We start from the raw sequence: 20,826 nt of genomic DNA on the forward strand, positions 1-20,826 counted from the left end.
GGCAGGCAGGAGGGGCTTGATTCACGAGGGGTTGTGCGGCATGGCAGCGGGTACGAGTAATTGAACTAGGACTTTGAATTGTATGTATGTCTCTGACTCTCAATCGCACCATACAGGAATTGAAATTCTGCTAGATAGAAATTCATCCTTCCGGCAAATTCACTCTCAATCGCACCATACAGGAATTGAAATATTCAAACCCTAGCCAAAAACGGGCTTTGGTCAATCCTCTCAATCGCACCATACAGGAATTGAAATAAGTCAAAGTAATTTGCTCCCCAGATGATTTGGTTGCTCTCAATCGCACCATACAGGAATTGAAATCTTGAAGGCTTCCAGAGCGAGATCCAGCGTTCCGCTCTCAATCGCACCATACAGGAAATCAAGCTTGGCGATGTGCGGCAGGCAGGAGGGGCTTGATTCACGAGGGGTTGTGCGGCATGGCAGCGGGTACGAGTAATTGAACTAGGACTTTGAATTGTATGTATGTCTCTGACTCTCAATCGCACCATACAGGAATTGAAATTAGATGAAGACCAGTCTGTTTGGCTTGTGCTTGTAGCTCTCAATCGCACCATACAGGAATTGAAATTGCCCTCACATCTATCTTAGTCATGACCACAGCAGGCTCTCAATCGCACCATACAGGAATTGAAATTGTAGATCATTTGATCGATATGCTTAAATGGGTTTCTCTCAATCGCACCATACAGGAAATCAAGCTTGGCGATGTGCGGCAGACAGGAGGGGCTTGATTCACGAGGGGTTGTGCGGCATGGCAGCGGGTACGAGTAATTGAACTAGGATTTTGAATTGTACGTGTATTTCTACCTCTCAATCGCACCATACAGGAATTGAAATACGATTTCAACCCATCTGTTGCCGTGAAATTCAAAGCTCTCAATCGCACCATACAGGAATTGAAATTCAAAGAGCCATGGGCGGGGACACTTGGAAAAGTGCCTCTCAATCGCACCATACAGGAAATCAAGCTTGGCGATGTGCGGCAGACAGGAGGGGCTTGATTCACGAGGGGTTGTGCGGCATGGCAGCGGGTACGAGTAATTAAATTAGGATTTTGAATTGTATGTATGTCTCTACTCTCAATCGCACCATACAGGAATTGAAATTTCCATCTAAGCAATTGCCCTACTGTCTGTCCTGTTCTCTCAATCGCACCATACAGGAATTGAAATTCAAGTTTAAGTGACTTAGTATCAGAGGTACAGCTTACTCTCAATCGCACCATACAGGAATTGAAATAAATGTACTTTAAGTCAATACTCAGATCAAAAACAACTCTCAATCGCACCATACAGGAATTGAAATGCCATTTGGCAATTTCCTCCATAGCCCAAACCTACACTCTCAATCGCACCATACAGGAATTGAAATATGCCAAGTGGGTAATCGACGGTACGCCACTGCACACTCTCAATCGCACCATACAGGAATTGAAATTCTACTTCCCCTCCCGGACTATCCATATAGACCATGCTCTCAATCGCACCATACAGGAAATCAAGCTTGGAGATGTGCGGCTGACAGGAGGGGCTTGATTCACGAGGGGTTGTGCGGCATGGCAGCGGGTACGAGTAATTGAACTAGGATTTTGAATTGTATGTATGTCTCTGCTCTCAATCGCACCATACAGGAAATCAAGCTTGGCGATGTGCGGCAGACAGGAGGGGCTTGATTCACGAGGGGTTGTGCGGCATGGCAGCGGGTACAAGTAATTGAATTAGTATTTTGAATTGTACGTGTATTTCTACCTCTCAATCGCACCATACAGGAAATCAAGCTTGGCGATGTGCGGCTGACAGGAGGGGCTTGATTCACGAGGGGTAGTGCGGCATGGCAGCGGGTACGAGTAATTAAATTAGGATTTTGAATTGTACGTGTATTTCTACCCCTCAATCGCACCATACAGGAAATCAAGCTAGGCGATGTGTGGCTGACAGGAGGGGCTTGATTCACGAGGGGTTGTGCGGCATGGCAGCGGGTACGAGTAATTGAACTAGGATTTTGAATTGTATGTATGTCTCTGCTCTCAATCGCACCATACAGGAAATCAAGCTAGGCGATGTGCGGCAGACAGGAGGGGCTTGATTCACGAGGGGTTGTGCGGCATGGCAGCGGGTACGAGTAATTGAATTAGTATTTTGAATTGTACGTGTATTTCTACCCCTCAATCGCACCGTTCTGGAGTTGGAATATCCTTGGAACAGGATCATACGATTCCCTTTCCATTTTTCATCCTAGGGGAGAATTTTTGAAAGGTGTCATATGCCTGACAATTGAATTCTGAGGAATCCCGGAGCTTGTAGCAAAATTCCCATTTATGCACTTTAACAAAAAATTCGGAACGCACGGTTTGCGCCTTTTCTTGGCTTGGTCCTGCATTGGAATAGACTATCAAGACGACGCTTTTTTGGATCCTGTCATCGAACTGGCTGCGGAACAAACGGAAACAGCGCTCCGGGTGCTTCATTTTCATCTTTTGGCGACATGGATTTGGGCGTGAAATATGGCTGGTTCCAGGATAAACCTGTTGTACTCGCTGCCTCATTGATTTTCGGAATCCCGTCAGGAAAAACTGGTGGAGGTGAGACCGGAATTCTTCAGACGGGAGACTCTGAGTTCAATCAGAAGTTGCGCACTGACCTGGGTTTTTCCCTCCCAATTTCCATTTACTTTTCAGCTTTCGGAGCTATCAACAATCGCACAAGAGACTTTTCGGACGAAATCTGGTATGGGTTTGACCTGGGCTATGTTGAGAAAAAAGTTCTGGTTGCCTTTCACTTCATAGCCATCCAATCGCTCGAAAATGGAAATGCCGAAAATGTAAACATCGGAATCTTTTCCAACAACCTTGAATACTTGCTTCCTTCCCTGGAAATAGGTTGGTTTTTCCCAAATAACCTTGGGATTTCTGCCTACGTCAATCATGTCCCCCAAGCTCAAAATATACTAAACGGCCCCGGTTACGGTATGGGTCTTTTCTATCAACTTAAAAAAACACCTTAAATTAAATCCAATTCTTATGAAAACGTTCTTACTCCTGGCTTTCGCCTTTTTTATCCAAACAGTAGCTTTCGCCCAAAAATCCGAAGTTTACCTCGCTGATGGTAAGGCAATCGGAGGCTATGATCCTGTTGCCTATTTTACTGAAAAGAAGCCTGTCAAAGGCAAAGAAGAATTCAAATCGGTTTACATGAATGCCAATTGGTTCTTTTCAAGTGCTGCCAACAAAAAGCTTTTTGACGCAAATCCCCAGACTTATGCGCCTCAATATGGCGGCTATTGTGCCTTTGGCGTGGCAGGTGGATACAAAGCAAAAATTTCTCCGGATGCATGGACTGTGGTGGACAACAAACTTTATTTAAATTATAACTTGAATGTCCAAAAAGACTGGCTTAAAGACCAAAATGGGATGATCAAAAAAGCCGATCATAACTGGACTACCGTCAAAAAACAGTAAAATGAACATCATAGAGGTAACTAATCCAAGCTTCCCGATCAACGCAAAAACCAAGGATCAGGCTTTCTTCGACCCAACTACTGAGACCAATCCTTTTGAGTTTTGGCCTGCCTGGACAATTCACCTTCCGATGTATGTGCTTGGGATCTACTGGGGATTCCGACTTCAGAATCTCAATTACTTTCAGGCCCTGAACCCGGCTATTGAGAATGGAGGGCTTTTCAACTATTCAAAATTCGACTCGATGCTTGACCTTGCTGAGGAAAATATACCCAAAAGCATTCTCAGTAATCCACCCCATGACTTAAATGGATTGTTGGAAAAAGCGTTGAAAAACGGAATTCACTTCCCTTTGATCCTCAAACCTAATATAGGAGAGCGAGGCCGAGGGGTACGGAAAATCACAAATCAAACCGATGTAGGGCATTACCTCGAAGCATTCGAAAACGAATCCTTGATATTGCAGGAGTTCATTTCCAAAAAAGAAGAATATGGAATTTTTATCGTAAAAAATCCTGAAACAGGTCAGCTGAGCATTCCGTCCATCACTCAAAAAATCCCGCTCCAAGTCATCGGAAACGGAGTGGATTCTGTACGAATGCTCGCAGAAAACCACCCAAGAGTGAGGCGGTATTTACATGAAATACAGAAGGAGCTTTTAGAAATCATCCCGGCAAAAAATGAAATCTTCCAACTCAGTCATAGTGGGAACCATTGCAGAGGCGCACTGTTTTTGGATAGATCGGAGCTGATTTCCCCAAAAACATTACTGGCTTTTGAGCAAATCTGTCGACCGCTATCAGGCTTCTACTATGGTAGATTTGATGTGAAAGTGGAATCTTCGGCAGATCTCGAAGATGCCTTTGCAATTTCTATTCTGGAAGTGAATGGTGCCAATGCAGAGCCGATTCACATCTATTCGCCGGGAAACTCCTATGTCGCTTCGCTAAAAATCATTGCAACATTCTTCAGGGAGATGGCAAAAATCGCCAAATTTAACCTGAAGTCCATGCCAACCAAGCCTGGTCTTTCAACCTTGAAACACAGTTTCCAATCTTATAAACGCCTCACAAGGGACACCAATGAGTGATGAGATTAAATTTTGGCACTTGAGAAATCATCAGCTGTTTTGGGTGCTGAACAACTCGCAGGTGAAGCAACTTTGCATCATCACCAATTTCAAGCGCGCCAAGAAGGGCGAAATGATAGATTTTGGAGACAATGAAAGCTCCAGAATCTTCCTGCTCAAGCGTGGTAATCTGAAGATTGTCCAAGTCGATGAGGAAGGGAATGAATTGATCGTGGATATTATCCAAAAGGGGGAATTGTTTGGTTCTCTCAATCTTGATAAAGACGAAAGCATTTATGAATATGCGCAGGTTTTGACCGATAGCGTGGTGCTATGCAGCTTTAACACCGCGGACTTTGAACGCTTGCTGGCAGAGAACCCAACCTTGGCTATATCTTACACCAAGCTCATCGGCTTTCGGCTGAAGCGGGTCAAAAACAATTATTCCAATCTCTTTTTCAAAAACACGAAAGGGCGACTTATCGCTTTTCTTACAGATTGGGCGAAGCGTGAGGGCCGGTTCACTGGCAATCAGGTCAGCATCGACAACTTTCTCACCCATAAGGAAATCTCCCAAATCATCTGCAGCTCCCGGCAAACCACCACCAAACTTTTCAACGAATGGGAACAGCAAGGTTTGATCACCTACTCTAGGAAAGAAATTAGGATAAAAAACCTGCGCGAGCTCGATTAAAATTGCTCAAAGTGTAAGTTTTATGACAATTGGAGCCAGTTGGACACTGCATCTTTGAGGCATAGAACCATGAAATCTTAAGACTATGCTGCATGGACCGGGCTTTCCGCCCAAATCATTTATAAATGCCAAACGCCTCAGTTGGGGACTGCGGATTTTGGCGGCAATAATTCTGATTCAATCACTGATTTTTAAGTTTGGTGCGCATTCGGATTCTGTTATGCTATTTACTACTTTGGGTCTCGAGCCTTTCGGGAGAATAGGTCTAGGGGTGATTGAATTAATTGTGGCCATCTTAATTCTAACACCAAAAGCCACACTTCTTGGAGCAATTTTGGGGACTATAATTATGGTTGGAGCGCTCGGAGCGCATATCTTCCAACTGGGAATTATATTCAATAATGATGGAGGAAAGCTATTCGGACTTGCATTGGTCTGTTTTCTGGCTTGTGTGGGGCAGGTGATTATCCTAAAAAATCAATTGATCAGTTTTATCAAACATCGGTATGCTATATAACTCATGCGCTAATCAGCTCGAGGAGCTCAATGATCTTCTGCTGCAACTTTCTCCCCAGGATTATTCCCAATTTTCTCCAGTATTTCGAACCTCCTCAATTGGTCAGCATGTACGGCATATTTTGGAACTTTTCGAATGCTTGGTTTCTCAGTATGACTCCGGCGAAATCAATTATGATCTCCGAAAAAGAGACTTAAGGATGGAGCAGGATCCTATCTTTGCTTTGGAGAAGATCAGGCTAATCCAACATCAAATCATTCTTCCGGACAAGGATCTGCTATTGTATCGGGATCAAAATCAGGAAACTGAGGGAATCAATACAACCTATTTCCGGGAGCTTTTGTATAATCTGGAGCATTGTGTCCATCACCAGGCATTGATAAGGTTAGCTTGTCATGCTATTCCCGGAATATCGATTTCTGAATATTTCGGAGTAGCAAAATCGACCCTTACTTTTAATTCCAGAGGAACTGTGAACTATCATTAAACCCGAAATAGGCATTAGCAATTCTACGCCACGGCGCACAAATTATTACCGCCATTACATTGCTGTTTTCAACCCTGCCTACCGGCAGGTTCACCATATCCGCCGACGGGCTCAGTCTCCAAACAACTTGATTTTCTTGCAATTAATGCCTTTTCCGATAAATCGGGAAAACCTAATGCATAATTCGGGTTGAACCTCATACCATGACTTTGCAAGAGTATTTTCACAAATACAACTGGTTCCTTTTCACTCTTGACATAGGGCTGCCACTGACCGGATTTAAGTTTGCGTCACATCAAATTTTAAACGGCAATAAAATGACAGGCGTAACCGGCAAAGGGTTTAATCCAATCCAATTCCCAGTCCCCACGATGATTTCAGTGAATGCTGTGAACTGGAAGTAGTTATTGCTGGCCGCATAATGGACAGAAAGCGATATAACCAATTGAAAATTGGTAGGGATATATGGGTAGGGCAGGGCGGGAGGAAATCTTCCAGAGAAGGGCCTAGCGTTAAGAATCTTTCCATTGAAAGATTTAGCTAGAGCCTGTCCCGTAGCGCAGCGTATCGGGAAGCCAGTCTGCAGGGAGGGGAGCCTTGGGCCAGCTTGTGGGGCAGGCAAACTTCACCCAGTGCCACGAGCTAAATGACTGCGCCGAGTGGGTGTATGCAAATCACGCTCAGTTCCAGTAGCAATGTAAATACGCCGAGAAGGGAAAGATAATTTTTTAATAATAGAACAAAAATTTATATTTGATGAATGTACGATACTAGAGAAAAAATCCGGTTTATTGACCTTTTTTGCGGAATAGGAGGCTTCAGGATAGCGTTTGAAGAAGCTTGTAAAGAAACTGACTTAAATGCCGCGTGTGTCTTTTCCTCTGATATTGACAAATTCTGTCAGGATTCTTACGAAGCGAATTTTGGAGAGCGTCCTTATGGAGATATCACCAAAGTAAATGAAAAGGACATACCTGATCATGATATTCTATTTGCCGGATTCCCTTGTCAGCCGTTCAGCATAATTGGCCAGATGAAGGGGTTGAGTGATACCCGAGGCACTTTATTTTTTGATATTGCCAGAATTATCAAGGAAAAGGAGCCTAAGGCCTTCATTCTTGAAAACGTCAAGCAGCTAGTAGGACATGACCAAGGGAATACGTTAAAGGTGATTTTAAAGACCCTGAAAGAGCTTGGTTATCATGTGCAGTATAGTGTTCTTAATGCACTAGACTATGGTCTTCCCCAGAAAAGGGAAAGAATAGTAATAGTAGGCCATAAGGAATCAATTATGTTTACTTATCCTGACCCCATCCGACCTTATAAGCCTCTGACTGAAATTCTGGAAAAGGGAGTAGATGAAAAGCATTATGCTTCCCAATACATCCGAGAAAAAAGAGAGGAAAGTCACAAATCTTCATTCTATCCTTCAATTTGGCATGAAAACAAATCAGGGAATATTTGTTCTTATCCGTTTTCATGTGCGCTAAGAGCAGGGGCTTCATATAATTACCTTCTTGTGAATGGGGAAAGAAGGTTGACACCTCGTGAAATGTTTAGATTGCAGGGGTTCCCTGATTGGTATAAAATCGTGGTAAGTGACGGGCAAGCCAGGAGACAAGCCGGAAATGCAGTTCCGGTTAATATGATAAAAGCAGTCGTACAAAAGCTTCTTCCCTACGTTGCCAATTCGCTGGATCAATCTGCCGTTTTAAGAGAATATGATTTAAAATATAATCCTAGTTAATGGCTAAGTTATCCCCAAGACTCAGGACAGTAAACAAATCCCTTCCTCCATATACGCTCAATGAATTTGGTCCTGATTTCCCGTATATTCTGGGAAGGGAAATTGTTTATTTATTGGCTTCAAAAGGAAAAGGAGTTCTAGAAGGATCTGAATGGGAAGAGATTTTCGCACATTGTATCGGAGCGGACTGGAAACCTTCAAATGTAGGTCTTGATGATGTTGTGTTGGGCAATACTGCATGGGGAGCGAAAACGGTGAAATCAGGAGTCAAGGATTTTAGAGAGTTAAAAAAGATTCGTCTGATATCAGGTAGAAACTCCATAGTGTACTCTTATGGCGGAATTATTGATACTTCGGCCGACCCAAACGAAGTTGGCGGACAAGTGCTGGAAATTTGGAACGAACGGGTGTCATCGATAAGGGAAAAGTATAAGCATCTAAGAACTGTGGTACTTGTCAAATCCAATGACTTATCCCAAGTTGCTGTTTTTGAATTTGACACTATTCGCTATGATCCTGAACTATTCGACTTTTCATGGAATACAAATGGGAATCTGGTAGGGTTTGACCGAGGTACTGACAATAAGCGTTTCGTTTGGCAGCCACACGGCTCTCAGTTCACAATCATAGAGGAAGTGCCTAAGTGCAGTTTGATTTTAAAACTGAAACAGCCTGAAGTTCTTGATAAAGCAAAAATCTTAGATGCAATCGGTTTTGATAAGTCGTGGGTAACAGTAGAGAAAAGAGAATAGAACAACAGGCTCAAACTAGACGTGCTTGATCTTTGTCTCCTGCTTAGCGATCAGTCTTGATCCATCTAGGTAAGTGCTACCATCCATCCTGACTGACCACCTGTATTTTTTCAGTTATCGATTGCTTAGGGCTTGATCCATGAGAAAGTTATCGAGTCAAGCCGATCACCCGCATTCCAGATCTTCAACAGGGTCCAATGATCCGCTCTCTGTTTATGCCTGCCACAGAGCGATGCAGATAATTCCGCTGATCCACCGAAAAACACCGCAATTTCCTCCCATTTTCCCAAAAAATACCCAGTACATGGTATGTTTTCATATCATTTTTTTTCGTTTCTTGCTCATGCCTTTTAATTATTGAAAACAACCAACCTACTTCTTATCTCTGAATAACCTCTGGAGCAGGATCGATCGCCTCCTCTTTAAGAAGGAGGTAGGGAAGAGGTAGGTACAACAGCCAACTTTTAGCACACCTTCTGGGCTTAAATCCGGAAACCATCAAATACCTTTTGAAACTGAAATAATAAGGTATACCAAACGTAACCCCCCTCTTCAAGGAAGGTTAAGGTTATTATTAACTTGGTCTCAGAAGAACTCGGAGGCCTGTGGGCAATGGCGATTGCGGGAGTGTTATACAATTATTTGCAATAAAATAAAACCAGAAAATTATGAGTGACACGCCTGAAGAAAAGAAAGAACAACCAATTGTAAAAACATCTAGCTCCTTGGTTTTTATAAGTCACGACACCAGAGATGCAGAGATTGCAGAAGCTTTTAGCACCTTACTCAAACGAGTGAGTGCTGGAGTACTGAAGTCATTTAGATCATCTGATAAAAAAGGTAATCAAGGTATTGAATATGGTGTTGAATGGTATCCAGAAATAATCAAAAATATTCAGGGTGCAACAGATGTCGTTTGTTTGCTGACCCCTAATAGTGTCGACCGACCTTGGATACTCTTCGAAGCAGGAATGGCAAAAGGGAAATTAAACACACCTATTTTAGGAGTTGCCCTTGGATTACCACTAACTAAAGCTTCAAGCGGTCCATTCGCCCAGTTTCAAAATTGCAGTGGAGATGAAGATTCTCTATGCAAGTTGGTTTTTCAATTGGTTGATAGAATACCGAATTCTGAACCTGATGAAGAGACTATTAAATTTCATGTTCAAAAATTCATTACTTCAATCGAAGAAATATTTACAAAAAGGAAAGAGAGTCCTGAAAATGAGAGCATTGTAGAGTACAATGAAAATGAAACACCTAAGCTTTTCGAGGAAATCAAAGTTATGTTTCAGGATCTGCCATCAAGGATTGAAAGTAGAATAGACCCGGAATTCAGAGATAGAAAGAGGAGAAGACGAATCCATCCAATAATGATTGAAGAATTAATGCACCTGACTCCGAATCCCATGATTGGAATGCTAATGGCTTTAGGATTAATAAGAGATAAAATGCCCTGGTTGTATGAACTTGGAACTGATACAATCAAAACTTTGAAATCAGATTTTTCTATAAAAGAGAAAGAAAAGGCGGTGATGCAATTTGAAGAAATGGTTGAAATAACAACTCATCATCCTATGATGGAAGAGATGTTCATGTCGAATTCTAAAGAGGATTACATATTATATAGAGAATTACCAAGGATGTTGCGGAAAAGCATGCAACGTCTAATAAATGAAGAATAGAGCAAATCGAGATGGCAGTTAGCTATAAGCCTAGGGCGAGATGTGCCGCTCAATACTACCTTCCTTTCAAAACCCCAGCTATCACAGACTATTTCTTTTATAATTTGGATAACTTTCTGGCTTTCACCAAAAATCTACCCTGTCTCTAAATTCGGAAACACATTTAATTCTGAATCAGATAGTAAAATGATAGCAGGATCGATCACCTTCTCCTAGAGTGCCTGTCCCGATGAGCATCGCGATATCGGGAAGAGGGAGGGGTGAGGTAGAACAGCCAATTGTAAATTGGTAAGGATATAATGGTGGAATTACAAATCCCACCCAGTCAAAATGACTATTCGACTACAGCCTGACAGGGGTAATCTGGTTACATCCAGAGAAGGAGCGATTTAACTACACTTGGATGGTTGGCATTTATTCCTAATAGCATAAAAAAATAATCAACTTTATGTTCCAAAACTTTAATTTTATAGATTGTGAGAGCAGATAGTTTATATAGAAGAAATATTATTGATTCTTTAAAAATTCGCTTTAATCATGTTGAAGATTCATTACATCAAATTCAATCCAGAACTGTAAGTATTCCTAATGCGAATCTTAACCTGTATTATGAAATTTCCTATTTTGTCGAATCTATTTTTCAAGATGAGTTAACTCAGAAACTATTTTTAGGGTTACTTGCATATGAAAAGTCAATTCAAAATAGCGAGGTGTACATGAAGGCAATAAATGAGATTAATATAATTGTGCTTGATATAGTGACTAATCTTTCTGGTCATATAGGGTTAAAGGAATTTTCTAGTGCATCTAATACTTGGAAGAATCCATTCTACGGAATTAATGGGCAATCCTTGACCTGTGAATTTAGTGATCTTCTTGGTAAATTGAGAGAGCATTTTGAGGTACACAATAATTATAAGATATCAGATGAAACTTATGGCGTATTGTCAGAAGCAGTAGATCGTTGGTCTCGTCATTTACATTCTAAATTTGAGCAGGTGTTACTTGATGATTTGAACAGGTTTTACAGAATTCTCAAAGAATTGGAATATCATATTAATTTCAGAAATAGATTTTTGTATGCACAGTCAGCTCAAAATATTTATAGTATTTACTTTGCTTTAAATCCCAAGTTGATAAGCGAGGATCTCATTACATTAATGTCAATTGAGAACCTTAAAAAAGGGGAATGGCATGTTAATAATCAGGAATTAGGCCTAGACTGTAAGAAAATTCTCAATTTTATAGAACTAGAGTTGAACAATAATCTTTCTCTTGAACTGGTTGTATTGAGGTTTAAAGCATTCATGGAATTGTACCAACTAGGTGATCAAGCAAATGAAAGAGAATGCCAAAATGAATTTGAAAGATTTTTATTTCTCAATGGATACTATCCAGTTACTGAAGCTCGGTTAGGATCGGGAAGATTAGACTCATTGGCTTTTGATATTGAAAATGCCTTTCTATATGAACACAAGTTTGTTAAGAATGTAAAGGATCTAATTAGAAAATTGAAATCTTCAGCTATTCAAGCCAGTATATATCATTCAAGACTAAGAGGACTCCCTCGAATTTCAAATATTGTTTATATAATTATATTTACACTTAAATCATTTGAAATTGATGGCTCAAATTCAGTTTTAATTAATGGAGTGACCTTTAATGTTGCAGTGGTAAGTTTAGATAAGACGTCTCCATCTAGTTTTAAAACTATGCCGAGAATTGCTGTGAAGGATGTTATAGAAGCTACTTAAACCGAGCCCGACATGACAAAATTGGCGGATAATGAAATCGTGCTAACAACAACTAGCCTTTTGTTGTATTTGCCAAATTCAACGTCCTCATTTAAAAATTCAGAATCAGATCATGAACCCCACTTTCTATTTTCATCTGCAAAAGTGCACAGAGGGATACTGATAATTCTGCTGATCCACCGAAAAACACCGCAATTCCTTCACATTTCCTCCCATTTCCCAAAAATTACCCTAGGATCGACTGTTAAGAAAATGTCCGGTGGACATTTTTAAGGAGAGGCCAGCTTGCAGGGCAGGAGGATCGAGCGTAAAGAAAATGCCCGCCGCGGCGGGCATTTTTAGCGAAGGGGCCAGCCTGCGGGCTGGGATGGTGTCATTTTTTTTCGTTTCTTGCTCATGCCTTTTAATTATTGAAATCGAAGATCCCGAGAGCAAAGCGATTCGGGAACAACCAACCTACTTCTTATCTCTGAATAACCTCTGGAGCAGGATCGATCGCCTCCTCTTTAAGGAGAGCCTGTCCCGATAACGCAGTGTATCGGGAAGGACGGGAGGAGGTAGGTAGAACAGCCAACTTTTAACACACATCTGGGCTTAAATCCGGAGACCCACTTAATTCTGAATCTGATAGTAAAATGATAGCCGATCGCTCCCGATAGCGCAGCGTATCGGGAGAGGGGAGAGGTAAATAAGCCAATTGCAAATTGGCAAGAATAGTAGGGTTGAATTACAAATTCAACCCAGTGCCAGGAGCTATATGACTACACCGAGCGGGGGAGTAGAGATGAAAGAATTTTAACTAGGTGGATTTACAAATCCCACCAAGTCAGAACGAGCATTTTGACTACACCTAGAGGATTTAATTCAATCACCGAACAACAGATCATGAACCTCACCTTCTGTTTTTGTCTGAAAATGGATGCGGTGGGATGCAGATAATTCTGCTGACCAACCGAAAAACAGCGCATTTCTTTCATTTTTTATCGCATTTTCACAAAATATACCCTGTACATGGTATGTTTTCATATCATTTTTTTCCTTTTCTTGCGTACAGCCTTTTAGTTTTTGAAAACGACCAACCTACTTCTTACTTTTCAGCCCATCTGGAGCAGGACCATGCTCCCTCTCCTAAAGGAGAGGGCTGGGGTGAGGTAGAACATCCTTCCGGGCATAAATCCGGAAACCCACTTAATTCTGAAGCAGATAGTAAAATGATAGCAGAGCCAAGCGCCCTCTCTTTAAGGGCAGGGTAAGGGGTGAGGTGGGAAAGCCAATTGCAAATTGGTAAGAATATTAGGGTGTAGTTGCAAACTCACCCATTGACGCGAGCAATTTGACTACACCGATTGGAACGAATTCAAAAAAGATTTCTCGGCTGTGATGTTCGGTGTGGTGAAAGAAATTAAAGAAAGGATTAAACTTGAATCCTTAAAATTAGCTTAGTGATTAGGCTAAAAGGGGAAGAGAACAATCTGGGGAATTTTCGACTATTTCTAGGATTTGTTTAGCTATTGATAAATATCCCGACATTTTCTGTCAAAGATGTTGGCTGTTAATAGGCTGTAAATAATATTCTGCTAGATTTATCCCATGTTAACTTTAACTGTTAATTATGATACAATGGAAAATATGATATTCAATATCTACTATATAAATTTCGATAAAGTTTATGAAATAAAGATGATGCTAAGTAATATTGTGTCTCTTGGTAAAGAAAAACAAACTGAGTCTTCTGATGGAAACGATTTTGAAATGAGAAGTAGACTTGGGGCAAGATTTCTTAATTTCTTTGGTGCAGAATTGGAGGGCAAAGCAAAAAGCACAGGATCTGACTCCCAAAAAGTTTTAGAGACATTTGAAATTAAAACCACAAAATCAATAATACTAAATGAGGTTATAGAGAAGAGTAGAATTATTTCGACTCTGGAAAGCATCAAAGAAGGAGAATTAATTCAAATAAATAATGTTAATTTATCGCTTGAAAATGAAGCTGAATTAAGAATAGTGAAAATGTTTACAAGCGGTTCATTCAAGGGACTTACTGTTCCTGGAGCCAATGGCCTTGATTTTACAAATCTCTTCAATTCTATGTTTAAAGATTATGCTTACAAAATGAAAGGTGATCTTGATGGAATCGAAGAAGAATTACTAGTTAAGATACCGGTTACATTTGAGAGTGAATTTGAAAGTTCTTATAGTGTTGATGATCTGTTTATAGGAAAAGTGACCATAGTTGGCTTATATAAGGGGAAAATTAAGATTGATTCCTTACGTAATTCTTTCGAGTTCTACAAAGATTTGGGTGAATTTGCAAATTTTCAAAATAATGTAAATCACCCAGATGATGAAATTCAGGATAGCCAATATAGTAAGGATACTCAAACACACTCATTTAGAAGCTCAAAATTCAACGATAAAGAGTATCATTATATTGATCTTTTGGCAATAGTTCAAAATGTGAACATTCCATCTTAAAAATGGTGCAAATATTATGAAAGATAAATTGCTTTTTTATGAAAGAGAAAACTTTTATGAACTAAAAGAAAGTAAGGGAGTTGAAGGGTACGAAATTTTGAGCATTACTGATTTTATCAGGGAGAACGATTTGGCTCAAGTACTTGATTATAATACAAAGATAATTGACTTGACAGCTTTAGCAACATATGTCCAAATACAATATATTGCTGAAGGACTATTAAGGCTTTTTGATGATTCAACAATATTCATTTCAGATAAAAAACATAAAGAAGTTTTCAAATATGAATTAAGATATTGTTTCCAAGAATTTAAGGATATTGATGCCCTTGGATTTAAAGATCACTTAGAAGATGATATTAATTTGGAGAAATCGTCTAGTGAAAAAATAAAACATAGAAAGATAATTGATCTTACAGAGGAAGAATTAGGTGATTTTTTTGTAAAGTTGCGAGACAGTTTATATGGACATGAAAAGTTTAAAGATGAGTTTTATGAGTTAGTTAAAACTTTTAGGATTTTCAACAGAATAAAAGAGCATAAGATTCTATCTTTGTTTTTACTGGGAGAATCTGGGGTTGGGAAGACCGAAGTTGCGAGAACTATATATAGATGTCTTGGAGGCCAGAAAAAGATAGCGCAGGTGAACTTTGGGAATTATAGCAGTGAATTTTCTTTAAGCTCTTTGATAGGTAGTTCAAGAGGATACATCGGAAGTGAAGATGGTGAGATTTTTATTCGAGTTAGAGATACCGATATTGGTGTTATATTAATAGATGAATTTGAAAAATCAAATGCCTCTCTTTTTAATTATTTTCTAGATGTATTAGAGAGTGGTAAGATTATAAGTTCCTTAGCTGAGGAGATTAACTTAAATGGCTTTATTATAATATTTACTTCAAATATCAGTAAGCAAGATTTTCCACTAAAAATATCACCTGAGTTAAGATCTAGATTTGATTATAAAGGCCAATTTACATTGCTGTACGATGAAGATAAGGAAAAATATGTTGAGTTTAGAGTCAATAATATTATGAGTAAAGTAAATATGGAATATGAGATTCAATTACCAGACAATCTATTAGAGTACTTCTTGAATGAAATTGATGTGTCAAAATTTACAAATATGAGAGATTTAAATAAGAAGATAAAAAGAACATTTGTTGATTATATTGCTGATTTGAAAAGTTCAACAACAGAGTATGAAGATATAACATCTCAATCAAAAGTCAGTATTGGTCGCAAGCTATTAAATGCATTTAAACTTTAACTGCTATTTCCATTGTTCATGAAGCAAATAGAAAATAACAGTAGGTGGAATGCTTTGAAATGGATGGAGGATTAGTAAGGACCATTAGCCAGATCCTGCGCTGGCCCTAGAAGTTTCAGGAGAGCAGCTATAGTATCCATCTCCAATAAAAACATCCAAAGCCCTCTTGACGGTATTGACGGAATCCTTACTTTAGTCATAGTAGAACCCCGATGCCCTGTGGACAATGGAGATATGAACGCAATAAGGAAGTAGAAATACTGTAACCACAAGCGTTAGTTGCAAGCGTGCGGGACAGATTAAACAAAAGACAAGTGATGTGTGACAAATTAAAAGAATTCAGTTCAGAGGACTTTGATAACGTTGACACACCAATAATTTTCATTCGAAAGTTTGATGAATACGGGCTGAAAATTTGGGACGGAGGGAGTTCTTCAATTGTAATTGACTTCTGTCCGTGGTGTGGGGAAAAACTCCCTACTTCAAAAAGAGATCAATGGTTTGAAGAGATTGAAAAACTTGGAATAGATCCTTGGACAGAGGATGTACCTGACAAGTATAGCACTGACGCATGGTATCGAAAATGATAATAAAAAGTCCATTAGACTGTAAAACAGAAGAACTAGAGAATTTTCGGAATCTTGTTCTGGGGGGATGACAGGTTATTTCAAACGGACTGGAAACTAGAATAAGGAACTGCCAAACCTTAGCCTTTTACTACGAGGACAACGAATTAGTAGGAATTTCGGCAATCAAAAGAAAGAGTAGCGAAGTAGTAAAGCGGACTCAACTCAAGGCAAACATTAAAAGTGAGAGTATTCCGACTCTTGAGTTAGGATACTCCTACACAAAACAAAAATTCAGAGGACAGGGGATTAATAAAAAACTAAACGATCAACTTCTTCAACTAATCAATGGGGAGAAGGTCTACGCGACAACTGACAACGATACTATGAGAAAGTATTTGATAGATAAAGGATTCAAAAAACAAGGCGATTCGTTCAAGGGTCAATTTAACGGGAAATTGGATTATTTTGAAAAGTGAGGTAGCGCGCCAGCAGCTACCCATGATCGAGGTACTGTCATAAGTCCACAGCCTGTCCCGCTCAAGTGGGAGTGCCCTACGTCACGCTGCCCAGGTCTCACGCTACTGGATCCTTACATCTGCTACGGCTATTCAACAAGAAATGTGGATAACTTTCTGGCTTTCACCCAAAAAATACCTTGTACAGGGTATGTTCTGGTATCATTTTTTTCCTTTTCTTGTCCCTGTTCTTTATCTCTTGCGGCTCTCAAGTACCGAGACTGACAGGATCTGGGGACTACGCCAACTTTTATAGCATCCTTCTGGGCTTAAATCCGGAACGCACTTAATTCTGAATCAGATAGTAAAATGATAGCAGAGCCTATCGCTCCCGGAAGCGCAGCGTATCGGGAGGGGGGTGAGGTAGAAAAGCCAATTGCAAATTGGTTAGAATATTAGGGTGTAGTTGCAAACTCACAGAGGGGAGAGGATTTTAGCTAATTGTTATTTTAAATTGAACTAATGTAATATGGTTGATAAACTATTTTCAAAAAAAGGAATAATAATTATAGTTATACCCTTATTTGCAATTTTTTTGCAGCTGTTCCTTAGGTATATATTGGGTAAGGATTTTAATACTATTGGTATCACACTTGGAGCACTAGGTTTGGGACAAATTCTTCCATTTTTTTATTTTGATCATTTTGTGGCAAATAAAATTTTGGGAATTACTCCAAATTATGAGTATAGTAATGGTAAACTTTGTGTTACATATGACGTTACAACTAATATACCAAAGGAGGATATTGATAAGTTGAAGAATCTTTTTATTATTGCTATTTTCCTGAACCTTGGCTTATTTTTAATTACGGTATACTTTGGACTTACTGACAAAATATTGTTGCATACAATTTTTGGAACTATTAGTTGTTTTGTGTCATGGTTTCTTTTAATTTTTAAATAATGATAGATAATGTTTTAATTTTCCTTGGGGCGTCGCTGTCCGTTGGTTTAATATATATTAGCTGTTTAATATATTATTATTCTTCAAAATTAAGAAACAGTCATGATTATTACAATGATGATTTAGGGTTAACAATGCTTAATACATCACCGCATTATTCATTTAGTCCTACTTTGAAATTTATGTTTGAAAAAATTAGTACAAATAGGCATACTTTTTCAATCAATAAGGAGAGTTATATGAAAACAATGCTGATGACAATGTTTAATTTAGTTAATAAGGAAGATGAAATGTATTCATTTCCTAGTCTACCTGTTTGGTATAAGGATCAAGAATATTTACTTAGGTCTAAATTTAATGATAAACTGAAAATTAATCAAATAGTAATTCTTGATAAAGATATTATTTCAAGGCCTAAAAGTCATGAACATGAAATTAGTTTAATTAAAAATAAGGTTAATGATATCAATGATAGTGTTTATTTTCATTCTCAAAAATTTTTAATTTCTGATAAATTCTACAATTACATGAATAAGGATTATTTGACTTATGTAGTATGTGATAATAGGCTCACACCTAAAGTATCTTTCCGTTTGCTGTTTGATGGGGCTAATGTAAGATATATATATATTAATTATATTTCTATTAATTCAAAAGAAGTTCAAAATGACTTGCCTTCATTTGACGATTTAATTAGTGAATTGGATAACTTAAAAACAAATATGGAATTTAAAAAAATCATAAAGAAATTAAATATATCTGATACAAATGACTAGTTTTTTCTTGTCAATTTTATAATAATTTTTTGATTGATTAATAAGTCTCATCCAATACAGCAAGTTATCTGACTAAACCAAGAAGGGGGGAATCATTAAGCAAATTGCAAATTTGAATGATCGTATGGTTGAATTTTGAATTCAACCCAGTACTTCGAATATTATGACTACACCCAGACGGGGGAAGTTTTCTGCAATTTGATTGTAAGATGATTCGTAAGTCTAAAGTGCGTATCAATGGGGAACTTCCAAAGCTTGATTTCCACAACAAAATCCAACGAGGTATTCAAGATTTGGCTAATACAATGCTGAATCCAAAGATTCGAGGATGGGTAAATTATTATGGGAAAATCAGTAGATGAAGTTCAAGACCTGTGTTTTATTACCTGCACAACCGAATGATCAGATGGATCCTGAACAAGTACAAAAGCTTCAAAGGAAGCAAGGTCAAAGCAATTAAGTGGCTTAGGCAAGTGACGGTTTCTTATCCAAACCTGTTTTATCACTGGGAACTGGGGTACAAATTAGTCTAACAAAATGGACTATCCGACTGCCTAATAAGAGTCGTATGAATCGAGAGATTCACGTACGGTTCTGTGAGAGGTTTAGGGGTGGAATTCCCTTTACCTCGATTATGCGCTGAATTTTTTAAGATACTTTTTGTAGTCATCTGTAATGTCAGGTCTTAATTTTAGGCTCAACAAATTAATTTTACTTGGTTCAAAGTCTCTAATTATTCTTATTTCAGTCTTTTCGTCTATAAATAATTCAAATAAAACATCTTCGAAAATGATAAATAGGTATTGTCCAATTTTCCAATTTTCTTGACTTAGTTTATGATTTAAATGCAATTCATAATGTTGAAAATTTAATTTTTTCATTTCGTGAATGTTTACTTCATCATCAAGCCAATACATCTCATCAAAAATTCCAGCACCGCCTAATTCATCATAATTTTCTTTGAATTCTTGGAATGAAGTCAGTTCTACATTTGTTACCATATCCTTTAAATGCTCTAATACTCGATTAATAATCTTATCGTCAAAGTCTCCATAGTAATCATTCCTTGTTTCAAAATATTGATATTGACCAAAGAAATTCATAAGAATAAACCCTATATCTTCTGTGTCAAGTTTTTTCAGGTCAATATTTTCAATGATTTCTTTCAATATTTCATAACTAGGGTTTATGTTGAATTTACTTCTATAATCCTTAATGTCTTTTAGCATTTGGTCATATCGACTAAGAGAAAAATATCTTTCTACTAGGTCTGGGTAGTTTAGTAGTCTTTCTTTTAATTCTTCGCCTTCAATGCAGATTATATCGTATTGTTTTTGCGCTATTATTTTATCAAGCCAAGTTCGAGCACCATTACTCAAATAAGAACTTAAAAATAGTACAAGTGAATTGGGTAATTCTGCGTCTGCCCAAACTATTTTTGAGTTAAGGCGTTCAGGAGGAACACCACCTGAAGTGTAGTGTTTACATTCTATGAACCACTTTGTTTCCTTATTTCTAATCGTGTTGTTAAATGTAAAACTAGCTTCAATATCTCGCCCACTGTCAGCCCCACCTTCTCTCCATATCAGATTATGGAAATTATATTTTACTAGTAAGTCATAGCAGAGATTCTCAAAACTTCTAGGACTTATTTTGTCAAAATTTATATCTTCTTTAGTGTACTTCATGTCTTTCTAATTTTGCGCATAACTTTTTTATTGTTACATATTTGTTGTGACTAGCTGACCATTTTGGCTGGATAGTCTGAGGTTTTGTCTCTTTTATAGATCATCGAATTACGATCTGATAGCACTAAGGCTTTTCTGACCAATTATTCTTCTATTGATTCCAGTCTACTCCACTTTGCTTCTAGCTTTTTCATGTATCGGGAATCTTCCTTGCCTCCCCGTTGCTCATCCGTCAGTCCTTCCCATTTGACTTCTGGTGTATCCATTCCGATCAAACGGATTTTCTCGTTTTTCCCGGCACCCATCTTCACCCAGAAAGTATCGCCATCTACAAATTTATGAATCTTGTATGGGCCATGTCGTTCTTGGGCAAAGAGTAGTGCGAATGTGGTGAATAAGAAGATTAGAGTTAAAAGAAATTTCCTCATGACAGTAAAGCAGGT

Annotated in this window: 21 protein-coding genes and 2 CRISPR repeat arrays; of the genes, 19 read left to right on the top strand and 2 right to left on the bottom strand. The window is 38.6% G+C overall.

Annotated features, from left to right (window positions below):
- The first annotated feature begins 96 nt into the window (after nt 1–96).
- Nucleotides 97–388: a CRISPR direct-repeat array (repeat unit 30 nt; unit sequence CTCTCAATCGCACCATACAGGAATTGAAAT).
- 226 nt (nt 389–614) lie between these two features.
- The 19 genes from LZF95_RS20830 to LZF95_RS27805 all read left to right on the top strand — a co-directional run bounded on the left by LZF95_RS20830 (nt 615) and on the right by LZF95_RS27805 (nt 19,057).
- Entirely contained in the window at nt 615–755 is a 141-nt protein-coding gene (locus LZF95_RS20830; protein ID WP_233757098.1) for a hypothetical protein, read from the top strand.
- Between the two features lie 129 nt (nt 756–884).
- Entirely contained in the window at nt 885–1,025 is a 141-nt protein-coding gene (locus tag LZF95_RS20835) for a hypothetical protein (RefSeq protein ID WP_233757099.1), read from the top strand.
- 74 nt (nt 1,026–1,099) lie between these two features.
- A CRISPR array of direct repeats spans nt 1,100–1,527; the repeat unit is 30 nt; unit sequence CTCTCAATCGCACCATACAGGAATTGAAAT.
- A 981-nt stretch (nt 1,528–2,508) separates the two neighbouring features.
- Nucleotides 2,509–3,027, top strand: coding sequence for a hypothetical protein (locus LZF95_RS20840; RefSeq protein ID WP_233757101.1), 519 nt, complete (start codon nt 2,509–2,511; stop codon nt 3,025–3,027).
- A gap of 16 nt (nt 3,028–3,043) precedes the next feature.
- Nucleotides 3,044–3,481, top strand: coding sequence for a YHS domain-containing (seleno)protein (locus LZF95_RS20845; RefSeq protein ID WP_233757102.1), 438 nt, complete (start codon nt 3,044–3,046; stop codon nt 3,479–3,481).
- Between the two features lies 1 nt (nt 3,482).
- Nucleotides 3,483–4,571 carry a RimK family alpha-L-glutamate ligase gene (locus LZF95_RS20850; RefSeq protein ID WP_233757103.1) on the top strand — a complete coding sequence of 363 codons (1,089 nt, stop codon included), beginning with the start codon at nt 3,483–3,485 and terminating at the stop codon, nt 4,569–4,571.
- A 19-nt stretch (nt 4,572–4,590) separates the two neighbouring features.
- Entirely contained in the window at nt 4,591–5,244 is a 654-nt protein-coding gene (locus LZF95_RS20855; protein ID WP_233757104.1) for a Crp/Fnr family transcriptional regulator, read from the top strand.
- Nucleotides 5,245–5,329: 85 nt separating this feature from the next.
- Complete coding sequence (locus tag LZF95_RS20860) at nt 5,330–5,761, top strand: DoxX family protein (RefSeq protein WP_233757105.1); 432 nt, start codon at nt 5,330–5,332, stop codon at nt 5,759–5,761.
- Nucleotides 5,751–6,248 carry a DinB family protein gene (locus LZF95_RS20865; RefSeq protein ID WP_233757106.1) on the top strand — a complete coding sequence of 166 codons (498 nt, stop codon included), beginning with the start codon at nt 5,751–5,753 and terminating at the stop codon, nt 6,246–6,248. The genes LZF95_RS20860 and LZF95_RS20865 overlap by 11 nt, the downstream gene beginning before the upstream one ends.
- Nucleotides 6,249–7,008: 760 nt before the next feature.
- The gene (locus LZF95_RS20870) at nt 7,009–7,995 is read left to right on the top strand and encodes a DNA cytosine methyltransferase (RefSeq protein ID WP_233757107.1); all 987 of its coding nucleotides are present in this window, start codon (nt 7,009–7,011) and stop codon (nt 7,993–7,995) included.
- Nucleotides 7,995–8,747, top strand: coding sequence for a hypothetical protein (locus LZF95_RS20875; protein WP_233757108.1), 753 nt, complete (start codon nt 7,995–7,997; stop codon nt 8,745–8,747). Before LZF95_RS20870 ends, LZF95_RS20875 begins: the two co-directional genes overlap by 1 nt.
- Nucleotides 8,748–9,415: 668 nt before the next feature.
- Nucleotides 9,416–10,432: a toll/interleukin-1 receptor domain-containing protein gene (locus LZF95_RS20880; protein ID WP_233757109.1), complete on the top strand. Its 1,017-nt coding sequence runs from the start codon at nt 9,416–9,418 to the stop codon at nt 10,430–10,432.
- Nucleotides 10,433–10,908: 476 nt separating this feature from the next.
- Nucleotides 10,909–12,186, top strand: a complete 1,278-nt coding sequence (locus tag LZF95_RS20885; RefSeq protein WP_233757111.1) for a hypothetical protein — start codon at nt 10,909–10,911, stop codon at nt 12,184–12,186.
- Between the two features lie 1,016 nt (nt 12,187–13,202).
- Entirely contained in the window at nt 13,203–13,439 is a 237-nt protein-coding gene (locus LZF95_RS20890; protein WP_233757113.1) for a hypothetical protein, read from the top strand.
- 367 nt (nt 13,440–13,806) lie between these two features.
- The gene (locus LZF95_RS20895) at nt 13,807–14,661 is read left to right on the top strand and encodes a hypothetical protein (protein WP_233757115.1); all 855 of its coding nucleotides are present in this window, start codon (nt 13,807–13,809) and stop codon (nt 14,659–14,661) included.
- Nucleotides 14,662–14,677: 16 nt separating this feature from the next.
- Nucleotides 14,678–15,931 carry an AAA family ATPase gene (locus tag LZF95_RS20900; RefSeq protein WP_233757116.1) on the top strand — a complete coding sequence of 418 codons (1,254 nt, stop codon included), beginning with the start codon at nt 14,678–14,680 and terminating at the stop codon, nt 15,929–15,931.
- A gap of 317 nt (nt 15,932–16,248) precedes the next feature.
- Nucleotides 16,249–16,518, top strand: a complete 270-nt coding sequence (locus LZF95_RS20905; RefSeq protein ID WP_233757118.1) for a hypothetical protein — start codon at nt 16,249–16,251, stop codon at nt 16,516–16,518.
- A 966-nt stretch (nt 16,519–17,484) separates the two neighbouring features.
- Nucleotides 17,485–17,919: a hypothetical protein gene (locus LZF95_RS20910; protein ID WP_233757120.1), complete on the top strand. Its 435-nt coding sequence runs from the start codon at nt 17,485–17,487 to the stop codon at nt 17,917–17,919.
- Nucleotides 17,919–18,695 carry a hypothetical protein gene (locus tag LZF95_RS20915; protein WP_233757122.1) on the top strand — a complete coding sequence of 259 codons (777 nt, stop codon included), beginning with the start codon at nt 17,919–17,921 and terminating at the stop codon, nt 18,693–18,695. Before LZF95_RS20910 ends, LZF95_RS20915 begins: the two co-directional genes overlap by 1 nt.
- A gap of 209 nt (nt 18,696–18,904) precedes the next feature.
- Nucleotides 18,905–19,057 (top strand): group II intron maturase-specific domain-containing protein, encoded by a 153-nt coding sequence (locus LZF95_RS27805; protein ID WP_368670794.1) that lies wholly within the window; start codon nt 18,905–18,907, stop codon nt 19,055–19,057.
- A 270-nt stretch (nt 19,058–19,327) separates the two neighbouring features.
- On the opposite strand, the gene LZF95_RS20920 is transcribed toward LZF95_RS27805, so the two are convergent.
- Entirely contained in the window at nt 19,328–20,383 is a 1,056-nt protein-coding gene (locus LZF95_RS20920) for a restriction endonuclease (protein WP_233757124.1), read from the bottom strand.
- 143 nt (nt 20,384–20,526) lie between these two features.
- Entirely contained in the window at nt 20,527–20,811 is a 285-nt protein-coding gene (locus LZF95_RS20925; protein WP_233757125.1) for a thermonuclease family protein, read from the bottom strand.
- Nucleotides 20,812–20,826: the final 15 nt, after the last annotated feature.

This window comes from Algoriphagus sp. AGSA1, assembly GCF_021390545.1.
Lineage (GTDB): Bacteria > Bacteroidota > Bacteroidia > Cytophagales > Cyclobacteriaceae > Algoriphagus.